Raw genomic sequence first — 18938 nt, 5'->3', positions numbered from 1 at the left:
TAATGGATGCAAAATTCTTAGACTTTTATAATCAAGAATTAAAATTCATCCGGGAAACTGGAGCTGAATTTGCTAAAGAGTACCCCAAAATTGCTGGCCGTATTGGCTTAGATGGTTTTGATTGTTCAGATCCTTACGTTGAAAGATTACTCGAAGGATTTGCATTTCTTTCAGCTCGTATTCATTTGAAATTAGACGCTTCATTTCCCAAATTCACTCAACATTTAATGGAGCAATTGTTTCCGAGCTTTTTACAACCAACGCCATCAATGTTAATCGCGCAATTTAACCCTGACTTTGATGAAGGCAGCTTACTTGAAGGTGTAAAAATACCAAGGCAAACAGCTTTGCATAGCCTTTTAGGAAAAGGTGAACAAACGGCATGTGAATACAGAACTTCGCATGACATCACCCTTTGGCCAATAAAACTATCAAAGGCCGAATTTATTAATGCTCAAGAACTTGCCACCTATACTACCAATACATCATTAGGCTTTACTCCAAAAACAGCAATTATGCTCACCCTTGAGACAGCCCCTGGTATTAAATTTTCAGAGATAGCGCTAGATTCACTTATGTTACATATTCGTGGAACGGAATCTTTTCCATTGTATTTATTTGAAGCGCTGTTTAAAGGTTACCAAGGCTGTCTTTATAAAAGCAGTAGCATGAAATGGCGAAAACAAGAAGATCAAACAACTATAACTGCGCATGGTTTTAGTAAAGAAGAGGCTTTAACGTCTTATTGTAATCGTCAATTTGATGGTTTTCGTTTGATAAAAGAATACTTTGCTTTCGCTAAACGTTATTTGTTTTTATCTTTAAATAATTTACAAGCCACATTAAAACAATGCCACGAAGAAAAAATTCAATTATTACTGTTGTTGGACCATAATGATACTCGGCTTGAAAATTTAATTTCAGCAGATAATTTTGCGCTTCATTGTACTCCCGCGATAAATTTATTTCCTAAACGTGCTGAGCGTATAAATGTTTCTCGCTTGAACAATGATTTTCACGTTGTACCTGATAAATTAAGACCGCTCGATTTTGAAGTTTGTTCTATTAATAATATAAAAGGCTTTAGCTCTAACCTGGATGCCACTACTGAATTTTTACCCTTATATGGTGGCGATGAAGCCAATAGTACTCATCATAATGCTTTTTATACTACGAGCAGAGATACACGTAGTTTAAACGTAAATCAACGTAAATTTGGTCATCGTTCCAGTTACATAGGCACTGAAGTTTACCTTTCGCTTGTTGATCCCAAAAACGCCCCTTATGCAAATAGTTTACGCCAATTATCTATTGATACATTGTGCTGTAATCGTGATCTACCTTTAATGATGCCTTTAGGTAAAAGTAAAACAGATTTTACTATTGAAACTGGCGCACCATGCGAGTCGGTACGCTGTATAGGTGAGCCAACACGGCCAACATCGCCAATATCAGAAGGAAATGTGGCATGGGATCTAATCAACCAATTATCGATTAATTTTTTGGGTATTAATGATGACGAATCAACCTCTGCCCTATCGAAATTAAAGACCTTGCTTGGGCTAATGATGAATAAGAAAGATCATGCTCAAAGTAAACAAATTGACGGTATTATCGATTTAAAAACCCATCAAATAACCAGCCGTTTACCTTTTGCTGGTCCAATATGTTTTGGTAGAGGTATCGCAATAGAATTAACAGTAGATGAACTTGCTTACGAAGGTAATAGTGTTTTCATGTTAGGCATGATTTTAGACCGATTTTTTGCTCAATATGTCAGTATTAATTCATTTACACAACTTATTTTGAACTCATCAGATCGCGGAGAAATATACCGATGGCCAATTCGAATCGGCTTGCGAAGCGCTATTTAGAGGATTTATCAAAAAATCCTGATGAGCTCTACCAACAAGGTTTTGCTCCACTTTTAAGGTACCTTGATGCCAATGCGCCATTAGCAGCACGTATCGGTTATTCTATATCACCCAAGCAAGATTTTGTTCGTTTTGGACAAACCCCTTTATTGCATTTTCATTCATCCGCTTTTACCAATGTTAAGTTAGACAATAATACAGGCGATTATAAATTAAAAAATAGCTATTGGGGTATGTTAGGTATTAATGGTCCACTACCTTCTCACTTAACTGAATATGCTATAGAAAGAAATTACCGGCTCAAAGATACTACCTTTACCGAATTTTTAGATGTATTTAACCATCGTTTTATTTCATTGTTTTATCGTGCATGGGCAGATGCTGAGCCAACTGTCAGTCACGATAGACCTGAGCAAGACAATTTTAAAAAACGAATCGGGGCAATCTCAGGAGAATATTCAGCTGTTCAAGATAGTTTTAATCAAAACAAAAATATTCATCAATACCTTGCTGGCTTATATAGCCAAAAAAATCGTAGTGCAAAAGCACTTTGCCAAATATTGTCTGAATACTTAAAACTTGATGTATCTATCGACGAGTTTCAAGGCTGTTGGTATGAGTTGCAAGAGAGTGAACAAACAAAATTAGGTTGTCTTAATGCCACATTAGGTGTTGATAGTATTATTGGCTCAAAAACATTTCAACGAAGTTTCAACTTTGCTATCAATGTAGGTCCTGTGGATTATAAAGAATATATTCGACTGCTCAACAACGAACACCAATTGAAAACAATAGTCGAATTAACTCAAAAGTGTGTCGGGCAAGAATACGAATTTACAATCAATTTTATTTTAAAACCACAACAAACAAAAGCTTGCCAATTAGGCTCAGCAAAGCTTGGTATAAATTCATGGAGTCAAGATAAGTTTAACCACTTAACGCAGTTAGATCCCATTTTAATCTATAAAAAAGCATGTTAAACAATACATAATCTAGGGAGTAAAAATATGGCTGAAATAAGTCGAGTTAATCTTTTTGGAAAGCTAGACCCTATTGCGTATAAAGCAATTGAAAGTGCTACCGTTTATTGTAAATTACGCGGAAACCCCTATGTAGAGCTTGTACATTGGTTTCAACAAATTCTTCAATTACAAGATTCAGATCTGCATAAAATAATTCAACATTTTGACATAAACCCATCAATTCTTGCCAAAGATATGACGAATGCTTTAGATGCATTACCGCGTGGCGCTACTTCCATATCTGATCTCTCAAGTAAAATAGAAGACTCTATCGAGCGTGCTTGGGTATATGGCAGTTTAGTTTATGGTGATTCAAAAGTACGCATGGGTTATATCATTTTGGGTATGCTAAAAACACGCGATTTAAAAAATAGTTTATTAGCAATGTCTGGTGAATTTGCCAAAATTAAAATCGAAAAATTTGGTGATGATTTTAACGAGATAGTATCAGGGTCATGCGAAGATAATACGCAAGCTACCGACGGCTCTTCACTTGGTGGCCATGAACCCGGTACGGCCAGCGATGCTATGTCGCCAGCTACCATGGGAAAACAAGAAGCATTAAATCAGTTCACCACCAATTTAACTGAACAAGCAGCCAACGGAGAGTTAGATCCTATCATAGGTCGAGACGAAGAAATCCGTCAACTCATTGATATTTTGATGCGGCGCCGCCAAAATAATCCCATACTAACAGGTGAAGCGGGAGTCGGTAAAACTGCCGTGGTAGAAGGCTTTGCCCATCGTATAAACAAAGGTGATGTTCCCCCAGCATTAAAAGATGTCAAGCTACTTTGTTTAGATATTGGCTTACTTCAAGCTGGTGCCAGTATGAAAGGTGAATTTGAAAATCGCCTAAAACAAGTAATAGAAGAAGTAAAAGCATCTCCAACGCCTATTATTATGTTTATAGACGAAACTCATACTTTGGTTGGTGCAGGTGGTGCGGCAGGAACAGGTGATGCAGCCAACCTATTAAAACCAGCACTAGCTCGTGGTGAATTACGTACAATAGGCGCAACAACATGGGCCGAGTATAAAAAACACATTGAAAAAGATCCTGCATTAACTCGTCGTTTCCAAGTAGTGAAAGTGGAAGAACCTGATGAAGAAAAAGCGATATTAATGCTACGCAACATTGCTGGTATGCTTGAAAAACATCATCATGTTGAAATGCTTGATAAAGCCATTGAAGCTGCAGTTAAACTTTCTCATCGTTATATTCCTGCGCGTCAATTACCTGACAAAGCGGTTAGTTTACTTGATACAGCAGCGGCAAGAGTCGCGGTTAGCCAATTTGCTACCCCTGCTGAATTAGAAGATTGTAAACAGCGCATAGAAAATTTAACGGTTGAACAAAACATTCTTGAAAAAGAAGCAGCTATTGGCGTAGTCAACCAAAAACGTATGGGCGATATCGTCGAGTGTCTATTATTTGAAAAAAATAAAGAGCAAGCACTCAACGAAAAATGGCAACAAGAAAAAGAAGTAGTTGATGCTGTTTTGGCATCTAGACGAAAATTGCGTGACTTACTAACCGAACAAAAAGCATCCGCATTACAGGTTGCTGAGAATGCGCTAAATGATGACGGTACTCCTGTTGAGCTTATTGATAACTCACAAACTATTTCAGCAGCCCAAAAAGAACTTGATGAACAACATAATAAATTAAAAGTGCTACAAGGCGAATCGCCTTTAATCCTTCCTGCCTGTGACGAACAAGCTGTTGCCTCGGTCGTTGCTGACTGGACAGGCGTTCCTGTTGGCAAAATGGTTAATGATGAAATTAATACTGTACTAAATTTGGCTGATATCATGAAAAAGCGTGTTATTGGTCAAGACCATGGTATGGAAATGATCGCAAAACGCATTCAAACATCACGTGCTGGTTTAGACAATCCTAATAAACCTATTGGTGTTTTCATGTTATGTGGCCCTTCTGGTACAGGTAAAACAGAAACCGCGTTAGCACTAGCAGAATCTTTATACGGTGGAGAGCAAAATGTCATTACCATTAACATGAGTGAATTCCAAGAAGCCCATACTGTATCAACCTTAAAAGGTGCACCTCCAGGCTACGTTGGTTATGGTGAAGGCGGTATTTTAACCGAAGCTGTTCGTCGTAAGCCTTACTCTGTTGTTTTATTAGATGAAGTCGAAAAAGCACACTCAGATGTTCATGAAATTTTCTTCCAAGTATTTGATAAAGGCGTAATGGAAGACGGTGAAGGTCGCATGATTGACTTTAAAAATACGTTAATTCTGCTCACCTCAAATGTAGGCAGCGATTTGATCATGAATATGTGTAAAGATCCTGAATTAATGCCAGAACCTGATGGCATAGCTAAAGCATTACGAGAGCCTCAACTAGGCGTGTTCCCTGCTGCTTTATTAGGACGAATAGTAACAATTCCATATTACCCTCTGTCTGATGACATGATCAAAGCCATTACCACACTTCAACTCGATCGTATTAAAGAGCGAGTTGAAACAGGGCAAGGAATCGAGTTTAACTATGATGATGCTGTTGTAGATCTTGTCGTTAGCCGTTGTACTGAATTAGAAAGTGGTGGGCGAATGATAGACTCTATTTTAACCAATACACTTTTACCTGAAATTAGTAATAAATTCTTAACACATATGTTAGAAGGTTCGCCAATTAGCAAAGTAAGTGTAAGTGCTAAAGATGGTGAGTTTATTTATACATTGGCACATTAATAAATAGGTTATGAGTTAATAGAATAATTAATTAATCTCTTTTTTATTAATTGATTATTTAGCTATTGACTCATTGATATTAAAAATAATATATAAAAGGATAAGAAGATGACCACTAATCATGCAGTAAACGCTAGTTTTATCCCCCCAAAAACATCTAGTATTATATTGACTACTAAAGAAAAAGAAATGTTGCAAGACGCTCAACAAGAAGGGTTAAAACGAGGCATAACACTACTTTCTACTTTAACTTATGATTGGGAAGCCCTTGCTTGGCAAGCGGTAGGGTCAGCTGTAAATATTGCAAATTCACAGGCATTTTCTTCAGATTCACCTGAGAGCACTTCAGCTAAAGAACGTGCATCTACAAGTGGAGACGAGGTTGCTTTTTCCGCGATCCAGACATTATTATCAAAAGTATGGTCTAAAGTAGAAGCAAAAATCAACAGCGATCCTTATATTCAAAGGTTAGTTAAAGTGCTTAAATTGGGGTTAAGTTCCGTTGTTGCTTGGATAAAAAAAATAATTTTATCCAAAGAACTTATCGGAAATTTAGTGCCAGGTTTTGCTGCTGTTAAAGGTTTAATTGATGGTGCTATTGGGGTTATAGAAACTCATGGCCATAGAACAGCTTGGGAGTCATTAAAAGAAGCAAGCCCAAGTATTGCAGGTGGTTTTCCTAAAGTAGCGCTAGATGCTTTTGGAAAGTATGTTCAAGTAGAGGGGGTTCGTTCAGGATTAAAAACAACTTATACCTTTGCAAAAACGCTAACCAGTTTATTATTGCAAATTTTCACTATGGGAGCTTCTTCAGTTTTTGATTTTGTTACTAGCATAGTAGAAGCTGTTTCATCTTTTGCTTACAGCACATTTCAAGCGATTACCTTTGGAAAAGCTACAGATTTATGCAGAGAATGTGTCAAAGAGCGTAAGTTAATGACGCTGAGTGATTTCCAAATTATTTGCGCCTCATCCGCTTTTGTCGGGTGTGTATTTTTCGGCGCTGCAAATTATATTGGCCATTTTAACCTTACTTCTGTACTTTCCAATGATACCAGTACTATTGCAAGTTCCTCATTATTAGCTTCTGTTGCGAAGGTTGGAGAAGTTCAAAAGCTTGCATCAAAATATGTAGCTGGCGTTAATTTTGAAATGAAATTCAGAACGAAAGAAGAAGAGTCTCAATACGGTTGGACAATTAAAATGATGAAAGGTTACGCTAGCGACGCCCCTAAAAGTGAATTTTTAACAGCGAATGCATCCAACTTTACTAAGTTTAAACATGGTGTAAAGAAATTATTTTACAAGGTTAAATCCTAGAAATCCTAGTATAACTATTAATAGCAAGTAAGCTCTTTTAGGTTTGAATTTAGTCTGTTGTAATAATGTATACCGTTAGGTCGGTAATACTGTGTGCGCTGAAAATGCTAGTTTACTCAATTTATTTTGGAGATATCAATGTCAGGCGGCCTCAATTTTGAATACGGATTCAACACAAATATCTCTCAGCCTAAAGATAACAATATGCCAATGAGGATTTACTTTTTAGGTGATTTCACTGGCGCTCGCAGTGCAAAAGAAAACACAACTACTCATTCAATTGTAGCAATAAACATCGATAACTTTGATGAGGTCATGATTAAGTTATCGCCTTCCCTCGAACTACCATCAGGCGAAGAGCTCGCTTTTCATGAACTTGAAGATTTTCATCCTGACAACCTATTTGAGCATGCTATTTTCAACAACTTACGCCGTTTAAAACAAGAATTAAGCAACCCCTCTACAGCTGAACGTGCTACACAAGAAATACTGTCTAGTTACCAATTAAAAGAAAGCTTTCAAACACAAAACAATACGTTTGAAAATAAGAATGACATGTTTGAACGTTTACTGGGGCAACAACACTCTTCACCAGGCACCTCTACACCTCAGGTAACAGCAAACTCCAAATCAAATGCTGCGGACAAGTTAAATCAATTTTTAACTACGCTACTCAAGCCTCATATCATTAAAGATATAAAACCTGAACATGAAAACATACTGATATTTATTAATACAGCCATAGAGGAGTTAATGAGATCCATCATGCATTCGAGTGAATTTCAAGCACTAGAGTCGGCTTGGCGTTCAACCAGAGATGTTATTTTTAATACGAATTATGATGAAAGCTGCCAATTATTTTATCTTGTCAATACCAGCAAAAAAGAACTCCACAATGCGGTAAGTGGTAATAATAGCTTTGTAACAAAAATCAGTCAGCATATACAAAACATTGATAGTACTTATTATGATGTGCTCATTGGCAATTATCAGTTTTCAGACACCAATGACGATATTAATACTTTAAATTATTTAGCAAGCCTAGCTGAAACACTTCAATGCCAATTTATTGGGGCGGCTACTGATAGTTTAATCAATGCTGGTGCTGATTCTCTTTGGCATCAATTTAGACAAACACCTCAAGCAAAATGTACAGCTCTGAGCTATCCTCGAATATTACTACGTCTGCCCTATGGTAAAAAACAGGATGAAATTAACACTTTTGTGTTTGAAGAATTTAGACAATCATACCAACATGAACAATTATTGTGGGGGAATTCAGCCTTTGTATGCGCTCAAATATTAATAAACCAATATCACAGCGATGAAAATATATATTTGAAAACAGAGACGCATATCACCGACTTACCTGCCTTTATTTATATCGAAGATAATGAAAAAAAACTTCATCCTTGTAGTGAGTTTTTGTTATCTGAACAACAACTTATTCATATTAATAAACAAGGCATAATGGTATTTGCAAGCTATCGAAACAAAAACAGCATTCGATTATTTTCTGATGAAATACATGCTGTTAATACCTAACCATTTTATATAAATAATTTTTTTAAATTTACGCTAATAAAGAAGGTGATTTTTTATGCAAATATACGTTTGTCAGAGTTGTAATGTTAAACTGTCTTACGTTGCCTTTATAAGAAGCTCATTTTGTGAGAAACCCAACTGTCAAAGGGCAAAAGCACAACACGATATAGCTGCTGCCAAAGAACAAATGTTAAGTGAAATTACATCAGAAGTAACTCAAGCATGTAATGACTATTTTTTGAATACACAATCCTCAATGGCTAACTTAGATAAAAAAAGTACCTTAATAAAATCTCACCAGTTAAAAGCCGCAAATATAGCAATATTACCAATAAATACTCGTACATTAGTCTTACTATCAAAAAAACAAAAAAATGAGTTTTTACTGCATTTAGAAACGCTCTATCTTGATATTATTAAACAACGTCCGCCTTCGACAAAAATATATGAGCATGAGTTGAATGAGCCGTTAGAAAGTGCAGAACAACAACTGCTAGGAAAAGCTTGTGCTACATGTTTGGGAGAGTGTTGTAGTTTAGGAAAAAATCATGCTTTTCAAGATATCACTTCACTTAGCCACTTTTTAGCTAACCAGCCTAAAATACTTACTCTTGATGAACTCACTCGTTTGTATAGTCAGTTCTTTCCGCGTAAACATTATAAAAGTGCCTGTATATTTCAAGGCAACAAGGGTTGTACTCTGCCTGTAGAGCTACGCTCATTTACGTGTAAAAATTACCGCTGCCCATCACTAAGAAGTTATCATCAAGAATTACTCACAACTAATCAGAAGTTAACTATTGCTGTTGGTTCAATAGAACGTGCCATTAAGAAGGTTAGTATATTTGACGAAACCACTTTTATAAGGATCAAATAACAAGCGCCCCCTCCTTATTTAAACTTAACATAGAAACACCTTGTCAAACCAGCACCCCTTAACAATATCTAATAAATCAGTGTTAAATAAAAATGATTACACATCTTCAATGGGAGAAATATAACCTTGATAGCCATCCGCTTTCAATAAATTGAAATGTGCTAGCTGCTCCTCATCTTCAATACCTGTAATGATAACATCAATATTTAACCCTTTAGCTACATTGAGTAGTGCTCTACATAATTCTTTATTTTGATTTGTTTTCTCATAATAGGCAAAAGATTGGTCAAGTTTTATATAGTTTGGTTGTAACTTTTGTAAATAGTCCATCGACCCCAATTGACGTCCGCACTGATCAATACCTATTTGGGCTCCTGCAACCCTAATAACATCGGCTAATTGATCACATTTATCAAAAGAAGTGATTACCGCTGATTCTGGTAATTCAAATAATATCCGCTCAGGATAGCTTGATTGAGTAAGATAATCTGCTAGCCAAGACATAAAACTGGGGTCAAGCAGACTGTCATGAGTTAAGTTAATTGCAATCCCTTCTTCAGCTAATGCTAAAATATTTTGCTTATCAATTGCATTTAGTAAGCATTTGTCTAATTGCGCACCTAATGATAATAGCTCAATAAAAGGCATAAATTCTGAGGCTGTAACAAGCTGCTCATCAACATTTAATCGACAAAATATTTCGCGTTGAATAATTTCTTTATTTTTCATCCCTCTAATAGGCTGCCATTGAAAGACAAAATAGTTATTATTAATTGAGTCTTCTAGTTTTTTACGCCACTGTTCTCGAGTGTATTTTTGAGGTTGTTCTGAATCGATCCAATGAATTATCTTATCATCTCGTTGAGCTTGTTGTAATGCATTATCTGATTGCGCTAATAAATCAGAAGATTTCATACTTTCAATACGTTGGCTTACTCCTAATGCAAAACGAGTATTTGGCGTACAACCCGCTTTTATGATCTCCTGATTAATCAATCTTATTAATGACTGTAGGTACAATTCAATTTTATTTTGTTCTGCTTTTGTGATCAAAAAAGCAAATTCGGTGTTAGCAATGCGTGCGATAATACAATCCGCTATTTCAGGTAATTCTGACTGCATTCGCTTTGATAATATTTTGATTATTTCATCTCGTCCTTGATAACCGTATTTACTGTGAACATCTTCAAGCCAATCAAATTTAGCCAATATTAACCCACCAATACCTGGCTCATTTAACCAATTATTAATTTGCGCAGATAAATATTGTCGATTAGGTAAACCTGAAACTTGGTCAGTAAGTTTATCTTTTGTCAACACATCGACTTCATTATCCAAGGTCGAGAATATTTGCTTTAATTGGCCCGACATTGAATTAATAGCGCCAACAACATCTCTTAATTCAGAGGTTTTGGGTAACTCAATGTCATTACCAAACTTACGCTGTGCAATTTGTTTTGCTTGAATTGCAACATCGTGCAACGGTTTTAAAATTCGGTTTAGTCGTATTCTTAATGTAAAAATGGAAATAATAAAAAGTAAGGATAAAATCATCACAGTATCGTTCATTACTCGCCATAATTCGCGATAACCTAATGCAGGGTGCCCTTCAATTTCTAGCGTTGCTAATTGCATCCAGCCCGATGTTATTAAGCTTTCTTTTTTCTGGTTTTCGAATAAATCTAACTCAATAAACCATTGTGGAACGCCCTTAATAATAATTGGGTTTTCCCATATTTGCTCTTTATCATCAGCCAACCATTTAAGCGTGACTTTTCGATAAAAGCCGCCCTCAAAAATAACATTCACTAAGGTTTCAGCTGTTGCTATATCTCCAGATTCTATATGCGGTTTAAGCATTAACCCCAAAGATGTAATGGTATTATTTAAGTCAGATTCCATCTGCTGGTTCATAAAATCACGAGTTTGAGTAAACTGAAAATAAACTAAGCTAGACATGACCAATAAGAATAGTCCGAATAGTAGTGAGTTTATTTCTCTAAATAAGGTCATTATCTTAAAACTCCATTTTGAACTTGGGTTGTTTAAGTTTTGAAGTGGTTATACGTTGTCGTAAATCTCGCCATAACTTAAGTCGTGATGATTTTCCGCTAAGAATACCACGCCCTTTTTCTTTATTTAGCCACAATTGGCTGGCATTAAAACTGTAAACTGGAATAAGGTCATTTCGCTGATTAGCGGGTTTGATTTGGCCATCAAGGTTATCTAAAATTAACGGTATTGCACTTGGGGTGTCATAATAAGCGAGAACCATATGATATTGATTAAGTGTTACAGCTTTAACCATGGTAATCCTCATTTTTTCATCTGGTATGCCAAGTTCTAATAAGGTAAAGTATTTGGCGATTGAATAGTCTTCACAGTCTCCGCCATTAACACCAATAAACTCAATAGGAGTCGCCCAATAATTGTTAACCCCCCAAAGCTTAATATCATCAATAAAGTTAAACATGTTAAAAAATTGATTTACTTTCTCTAACGAGTCTTTTTCTGTATTTTCTGCTTTGGGTTGCATTAACTTAAACCAAGCTTGCCCTCTTTTCGCCGCTCTTTTACCGTAGCTTTTTTCCAACGATGTAATGATTCTCTCTTTATTCAATGGCAATGTTGATTGAGCAAAGATAGCTGACAAAAATAATAAACTTATGAGTAGTATTTGAACAGATCTCGAAATTATACATCTAAGTAGAATCCATCGAATTGAAACATTTTTTCTCATACTACCCATGAATTATTAGTTAGCTTTATCTACGGTATAAATATCCCATTTAAGTACATCAACATTTTGGGTATGAGACAACCTTCCTAAAATTCTACGGTTGATAGCATGTGCTTCCTCTGTATTTCCCTCTTCTTCTAGTCGAGTAAAACCATACCCTATTGAGGATACCCTTTCTCTCGCAATATTGAAGTCATTTACTAACACAAACACAACCGCTTTTGCCCTATTTTCTGATAGCGTTTGGTTAAGTGCTTCCGATCCCACTTTACTGGTATGCCCTTCAATTAAAATATCAAGCTCTGGATGTTTTTCTAAATATTCTGATAATTTCTTTATTTCAGCATAGCCCTGCGATGGAATTACAGAAGAATTATTGGCAAACTTAATATCTATTTTAAAAGGCTCTATTACTGGCGTTTTAGTTCCACATCCATAATTATCAACGGCAGCATCAGCAACAGTAAAATCACATTTTTCACGCGCTTTAATAACACCATCTCTATCATAATCTATTAAATCGTTCGTTTGTTTGACTGATTTTTCTAAGGTAACAATAGTTGTATCAGCACAGGCTGAAATAACCAGTGTAAAAACGATAGCCACTACATATTTAGCCTTTGATAGCATTCTAATTAACATTAAATTATTCATTGTAAGCTCCTTGCTCATATGAATGTTCACCTTGCCATGCCGTTGATCGAGTAACCCTTAATGAATCAAGCAATTGCCCTGTTGCATTTAATAATCGGTACCTTGCGCTTAATTCATTAAACTCAGCATCTAAATAATCTTGACGCGCTTGAAATAATTCATTTTCTGTATCAAGCAAATCAAGCAGGCTTCTCTGCCCTATATCAAACTGCTGCTTATAAACCACTTGTGTATCTTTTGCAGTAATAATATGCTGTTTAATATAGTTTTTTTGTAAACCTAACATTTCAAATGCGTTCCATGCAAGCCCATAGCTTTCAGTTACCTGACGATGCGCACTGTAATTAATTTCTTGTGCCTCTGACACTTTATAGGCTGCATTTCGCTTATTAGCGACATCTTTACCGCCTGAAAATAAATTATATCGCATACGCAACATTACGGTAGCATCATTACGATGACCACCAACATCAGTCCCAAAACGATTAATACCACTTTCACCAGCAAGATCATTATCAGAATTAGCATCGACTTCTAACGATAAACTGGGATAGTAACTTGCATTTATTGAGCTTTTAAATGACTGAGCAGCGTTAATATCTTGTTGAGCTGATCTAATAATAGGATGATTTTCAAGTGCTAATTCTAATCCTCTATTTTTCTCCTTAGGTAACATATCAGCATCTGGAACGGGTAATATCAATTCTTTAGGCTGCATATTCACTAAACGAATAAATTGTGTTCTTGCATCTAAACTATTATTACGTGCAGATATCATATTGGCTTGGGCTCTAGCTAATCGCCCAGTCACTTGTGATAAGTCGGCAATACTACCTAAGCCAGAATCTGTACGTTCCTTAATTTGATCATAAATTTCTTGATGCGAGGCTATATTCTTTTCTGCCAGTTTAATAAGTGCTTCAGTTTTTAAAAAATTTAAATAGGCTTTACTAACTTGTAGTGCAAGATCTTCAGCATTAGCAATGAGTGTCCACTGTTCCGCACTTGCTTCAAACTTTGTTCTCTTAACTTCATTACTTGTAAACATACCATCAAACAACATTTGTTTAATACTAATACCAAATTCACCACGTGCTAATTCGGTTTTACCATCCTCTCCATCAACTGCGCTTCGACGATATCCTGGTGTGTCAGTATATTCGTAGCCATAGCCAGCGGTTAAATCGATTGTAGGTAAGTATCCCGCAAAAGCTCGATTAACATCTTCTTCTTTTGCTTTAAATCGCGCAAATGACTGACGAATATCTGGGTGAGTATCTAGTGCGGTTGCAACAGCTTCTTCTAAACTTTGAGCATTGAGATTCACAGAATACAATGTCGACAAGCTTAAAAGACCCACCACTACTTTTCTATTCAATTTAAACATAACGTTATTCATAAATATTCCATATTTGTATTATTTGTTGTTATTTATCGTTATTAACCGTTATTGGTTTTACGTTACCGCTCTCTCAGAGCAGCTTCCTTGGCCCGTAAAATAGGGTTCAAAATATATTCTAAAATTGTACGCTTTCCCGTAATAACATCAACCTCAGTTAACATACCAGGAATAATAGGCATTTCTTCACCTTTTTTATTTTTAATGCTCGAAGCGTCAGTTCGCACTCGAATCAAGTAAAAACTATTACCTTCTTCATCTTGTGTTGTATCGGCACTAATGTGTTCTACTTTCCCCGTTAAGCCACCATATCGAGTAAAGTCATAAGCGGTAATTTTTACAACTGCGGGCAAGCCAGGGTAAATAAACCCTATATCACGAGGTTTTATTTTTGCTTCAACCATCAGCTTATCTTCAGTAGGCACTATTTCGACAATAGTTTCTCCTGGTTTCACTACCCCACCCAACGTATTAATATGTATAGTTTTAATAGTACCAACAACTGGGGATAATATTAATGCTTTTGTTACTTTATCTTGCGCACCAACTTGAGACTCATTAATTCTCGATAGTTTATTTTGCAATTCATTAAGCTGAGCTCTAGTTTCAGCTCGATACGCAAGAATTGTTTCACGACGATTTAAAATTGATTCTTGTTGAGCGGACTTTAATTTTGGCGCTAAAAGTCGCACCGCACTTAACTCACCTTTTAGCTCATTGACACTGCGTTCTAATTTGTATAATTCTATTTTAGAAACTATATTTTTTTCTGCAAGTGGTCTTGTTAAATCAAGCTCTTTGATAGCAATACGATAACTAATACTTAAGGTATCAATTTTTGATGCCAACTCAGCAACTTCTTGCTGGCGTTGATGTATTTTTTGCCCTTGAATTTCAAGTTGATTAATTAAATTATCAAGTCTTTCAGAATACTCATTTTGCTGCCTTTCAACCATTAAAGGCGCATTTTTAATAAGATCTTCAGGATAAACAGGTACTTTTTTAGTAATTTCTATTTGCCTTTCCCATTGCTCATTATTACCAATTAACACGCTAGAGAGTTCAGCCCTAAGACGAATAATGTTTGCCCTTAAACTATCAACTTCTTGTTTTTGTTCTGCAAAATCAGATCTAAAGCGTGTATCATCAATTCTTGCGATTGGTTGATTTTTCGATACTTGTACGCCTTCTTGTATAAATAATTTTTGTAAAACACCACCATCTAAACTTTGTATTATTTGTACTTGAGTTGAAGGTATTATTTTACCCATACCTGATGTAACTTGCTGTAGCGATGAGAAATAAGACCAAACAAGAAAGCAAAACAGTAATCCTGCCATGGACCAAATAGTTAAGCGATGTAAACTTGGTACTTCGGTAAGCATTGCCCCATAAACATCATCAGCCATTTCTAAATCTTGTTGACTAACCTTCATGAATGCTTCTCTTGATTAAACTTTCCATTCTTCAATTGCTCTAATACTTTATCTTTAGGGCCATCAATAATTAATTTTCCTTTATCTAATACAAGTATACGATCAACTAATTTAAGTAAATCCATCTTGTGTGTAATTAACAACATGGTTCTATCTTTTGCTGTCGCTTTTATTGACTGTATAAATTGTTTTTCTGCACGCGCATCAAGGCTTGCTGTTGGTTCGTCTAACAACAAGATTTGTGGTGAATTTAAAATGGCACGCGCAAGCGCTATAGATTGTCTTTGACCTCGAGACAATGAACTGCCGTTTTCGCCAACTTGTTGATCTAAGCCTTGCGTATTATTATCAGTGAATACGTTGACTCCAGATAACTGCACAGCTCGAATTATTTGATATTCGGTGACTTGCCTCGTACCAAAAAGTATATTGTCACGAATAGTGCCATGGAATAACGTTATGTCTTGTGGTAAATAACCAATATTTCGGCGGAGATCGCTAGGATGTATTTGCTGGTAGTTTAAACCATCAAATTGAATATTTCCTGTTGTGGGTTGATATAAGCCAAGTAACAATTTAGCTAGAGTTGTTTTACCCGAACCATTGTGACCTACAATGGCAATTTTTTCTCCTTGTTTTATGTTTACCGACAGTTGTTGCAATGAGGTTGTTTCACTATTAGGGTATTTAAAACTAATACTTTCTGCATTTATATTACCTGAAAGTTTGGTACGGCTCACTAAGTGTGCTTTATCTTCAAATTCACCTTCTTGCTCCATTAATTTATCAAGTTGTCTTAATGCGCTTAATGTTTGATTTGAACGTGTCATTAATCCCGCGAGTTTTGCAATAGGTGATATAGCTCGGCCAGTTAGCATCACCGACGCAATTATTCCCCCCATAGAGATCAAATTATCAGATACCCTATACACGCCTAAAACAACAACGGCTACAACAGATATCTGTACTATGAAGCTTGCAAAATTTAATACTTTATTCGTAATAATTTTTGATTTTAGTAGCCAAGTTGATGTATGACCTATCATTTGCTGCCATGCATTTTGTACAATCCCTTCGGCACCGTTAGCTTTAATCGACTCCAACGCGCTTAGGCATTCAATTAAATGTCCGTGCCTTAAACTAGAAAATTTATTACTTTCTTCAATGGCTTTACGTAGCTTTGATTGATTTAATAAGGTGTAACCAATAATCAAAAATGAGGCAATAATAGGAAATAACACTAAATCGCCTGCGACAAGCCAGATACAAAACATAAATAACAGTGCAAAAGGTAAATCAACAAGCGCGCTAATTGTCGCCGAGGACAAAAACTCTCTCACGTTATCAAATTCACTCAGTTGCTTAGCCATTCCACCTACGCTTGGTGAACGCTTTTCAAGTGGAACCCCAATAACTTTGGCAAATAATTTTGACGATACTTCAATATCTATTTTTTTCCCTGCCACATCAATTAAATATCCTCGTAGCTGCTTTAAAATAAAATCAAAAATATAAGCAATGCTTGCACCAATAGCTAGCACCCAGAGTGATTCAAAAGCAAGATTGGGAACAACTTTGTCATAAATATTCATAACAAATAAGGGAGAGACTAAAGCAAAGATATTAACCATTACCGAAGCAATGATTACATCTCGGTATATTGCAGAGGTCCCTTTAATTTTCTGCCATAGCCAATGTTCTTTGCTGTTATCAATATGAACATCAAAATTTCTGTCACCGCGATATTGTTGTTTTATCAAAAATAGATAACCAACAAAGTTTGACTCTAATTCTTCGATAGTCAGCCGTTCTTCACCACCCGTTTCAGGTAAAGAGACAATCGCTTTGTTTTCTTCAATATTAAGCTCTTGCAATATGAGTGCTTTTTTGTCTTTAAGCATTAATATACAAGGTAGTAGCATTGAAGGTAATTCATTTAAACCTTTACGCACTAACTTTGCGCTTAATCCAGCACGGGAAGCTGCTTGTGGTAAAAGTTCAGGTGTTAAATTAGTACCAGTAAGTGGTAAGCCTGCAGCTAGGGCATCTGCAGAACACGGATTACCAAAATGTTCAGTTAATACCACAAGGCAATCTAAGAGAGGATCAAAACTTAACTTTTGAGAAGCGTTAATCTCCCATTGAGTTGATGGTTGAACTGTTGATTGCACTAAGAATTTACTCCATTAAACAAACGTATGATCTAATGATGTATAAAAGCATACTACATCATTAGATCGTTGTAATTATTTATAAAATTTTAGTTCTTAATTATAAAATATCACTAGAGTCAAACTCAGTTTGTTTAGGTAAATGTTCTGGTGTTGAATCACTCAGTATTGTTGCCCCTTCATTTAAGAAGCCGTTAGTAACAATTGTTTCTTCATCTCCCTTAATATTATTAAGTTCAACACTTTCTAACGTTAACACTTCATCAGGCGTATTCTCCCCTTCACTTTCTGAAAGACCATTAAATGCTAAATAGTTGTCAAGATTACCATCATTTTGATGAGCAAAAAGGTCACTGAGATCGGGGGCAGTATTAAACACATTACTTTCTGTTTGAACTCTAAAGTCAGTAACTTGCTCACTAAAAGATAAATCAATTAACTCTCCTTCATCAGTAATAGCAGATCGTCCGCCACTATCAAAATGTGTTAATTCAATAGTTAGCACTGCATCGTCTGTTTCTGCATTAAGGGCATCACCATCTTTAATAGTGTAGTCAAATTGAAGTGATGAAGGTATGGTAGTTATATCAATACCACTATCCATTGAGAATGTATAAGCCCCCGTATCATACATAACAAAAATCCCAAAATCTGTATTGATGGTGAATTGTGTATTATTATCATCAAACACATAACTTGTACCATCATATTCAAATTGAGTTAATATAACTGTACCGTCTGGCGAGCTATCAGCTCTATCTCCTGAGCTACCACGACCAATAACATTACCTCGAATTCGACTACCGATACTTAAACCCGCATCATCTTTATATTGAATAAAATTATTATCATCAATAGCATCAGGAGCATAATCAACTACATCAATTATCACAGTAGCCGTATCACTATCTGTTCCATCATATAGCGTATATTCAAAACTTGGGGAGGTTGAACCTAAAATATAGCCATCACTATTTTGATAAGTAAATTGACCTTGAGCATTTATGGTTAGATTACCACCTTCAACGACTACCGTTGCATAACCTGTCGTTACATCAAACACTAAGGCATTACCATTAACATGTGTAACCGTTAAGGTAGCACCATCACCGCCGTCTGTATCAACCACGCCGTCACCATCATTATGTGTAATGACATTACCTGACACGGTTTCACCTTGGT

The 18938-nt window shown here is 35.9% G+C and carries 13 protein-coding genes; 6 read left to right on the top strand and 7 right to left on the bottom strand.

Annotation, left to right across the window (positions count from 1 at the left end):
• The first annotated feature begins 2 nt into the window (after positions 1-2).
• The 6 genes from tssF (at position 3) to ACE1OF_RS17895 (ending at position 9356) form a co-directional block, all read left to right on the top strand.
• The gene (gene tssF, locus ACE1OF_RS17920) at positions 3-1874 is read left to right on the top strand and encodes a type VI secretion system baseplate subunit TssF (protein ID WP_448896145.1); all 1872 of its coding nucleotides are present in this window, start codon (positions 3-5) and stop codon (positions 1872-1874) included.
• On the top strand, positions 1838-2854 hold the full coding sequence (gene tssG, locus ACE1OF_RS17915; protein ID WP_448896144.1) for a type VI secretion system baseplate subunit TssG: 1017 nt from the start codon (positions 1838-1840) through the stop codon (positions 2852-2854). The genes tssF and tssG overlap by 37 nt, the downstream gene beginning before the upstream one ends.
• Before the next feature lie 27 nt (positions 2855-2881).
• Positions 2882-5614, top strand: a complete 2733-nt coding sequence (gene tssH, locus ACE1OF_RS17910) for a type VI secretion system ATPase TssH (RefSeq protein ID WP_448896143.1) — start codon at positions 2882-2884, stop codon at positions 5612-5614.
• Positions 5615-5722: 108 nt separating this feature from the next.
• Positions 5723-6934 (top strand): hypothetical protein, encoded by a 1212-nt coding sequence (locus tag ACE1OF_RS17905; RefSeq protein WP_448896142.1) that lies wholly within the window; start codon positions 5723-5725, stop codon positions 6932-6934.
• 138 nt (positions 6935-7072) lie between these two features.
• Positions 7073-8479 carry a type VI secretion system contractile sheath domain-containing protein gene (locus ACE1OF_RS17900; RefSeq protein WP_448896140.1) on the top strand — a complete coding sequence of 469 codons (1407 nt, stop codon included), beginning with the start codon at positions 7073-7075 and terminating at the stop codon, positions 8477-8479.
• Between the two features lie 55 nt (positions 8480-8534).
• A complete protein-coding gene (locus ACE1OF_RS17895) occupies positions 8535-9356 on the top strand; it encodes a hypothetical protein (RefSeq protein WP_448896139.1) in 822 nt (273 codons plus the stop codon).
• A 96-nt stretch (positions 9357-9452) separates the two neighbouring features.
• Here the strand turns inward: ACE1OF_RS17895 and ACE1OF_RS17890 are convergent, their stop codons facing one another.
• The 7 genes from ACE1OF_RS17890 to ACE1OF_RS17860 form a co-directional block, all read right to left on the bottom strand.
• On the bottom strand, positions 9453-11369 hold the full coding sequence (locus tag ACE1OF_RS17890; protein ID WP_448896138.1) for a bifunctional diguanylate cyclase/phosphodiesterase: 1917 nt from the start codon (positions 11367-11369) through the stop codon (positions 9453-9455).
• Between the two features lie 4 nt (positions 11370-11373).
• Positions 11374-12096, bottom strand: a complete 723-nt coding sequence (locus ACE1OF_RS17885; RefSeq protein WP_448896137.1) for a transglutaminase-like cysteine peptidase — start codon at positions 12094-12096, stop codon at positions 11374-11376.
• Positions 12097-12111: 15 nt separating this feature from the next.
• Positions 12112-12750, bottom strand: coding sequence for an OmpA family protein (locus tag ACE1OF_RS17880; protein ID WP_448896136.1), 639 nt, complete (start codon positions 12748-12750; stop codon positions 12112-12114).
• Positions 12743-14149: a TolC family outer membrane protein gene (locus ACE1OF_RS17875; RefSeq protein ID WP_448896134.1), complete on the bottom strand. Its 1407-nt coding sequence runs from the start codon at positions 14147-14149 to the stop codon at positions 12743-12745. The genes ACE1OF_RS17880 and ACE1OF_RS17875 overlap by 8 nt, the downstream gene beginning before the upstream one ends.
• 62 nt (positions 14150-14211) lie before the next feature.
• Positions 14212-15585 (bottom strand): HlyD family type I secretion periplasmic adaptor subunit, encoded by a 1374-nt coding sequence (locus ACE1OF_RS17870; protein ID WP_448896132.1) that lies wholly within the window; start codon positions 15583-15585, stop codon positions 14212-14214.
• Positions 15582-17756, bottom strand: coding sequence for a type I secretion system permease/ATPase (locus ACE1OF_RS17865; protein WP_448896131.1), 2175 nt, complete (start codon positions 17754-17756; stop codon positions 15582-15584). The genes ACE1OF_RS17870 and ACE1OF_RS17865 overlap by 4 nt, the downstream gene beginning before the upstream one ends.
• A gap of 100 nt (positions 17757-17856) precedes the next feature.
• On the bottom strand, positions 17857-18938 hold a 1082-nt coding region (locus ACE1OF_RS17860), incomplete at its 5' end, for a hypothetical protein (protein WP_448896130.1).

It is taken from the genome of Colwellia sp. E150_009 (assembly GCF_053543955.1).
The sequence above is the reverse complement of the archived record's forward strand: the minus strand, read 5'-3'. Positions and strand labels throughout refer to the sequence as shown.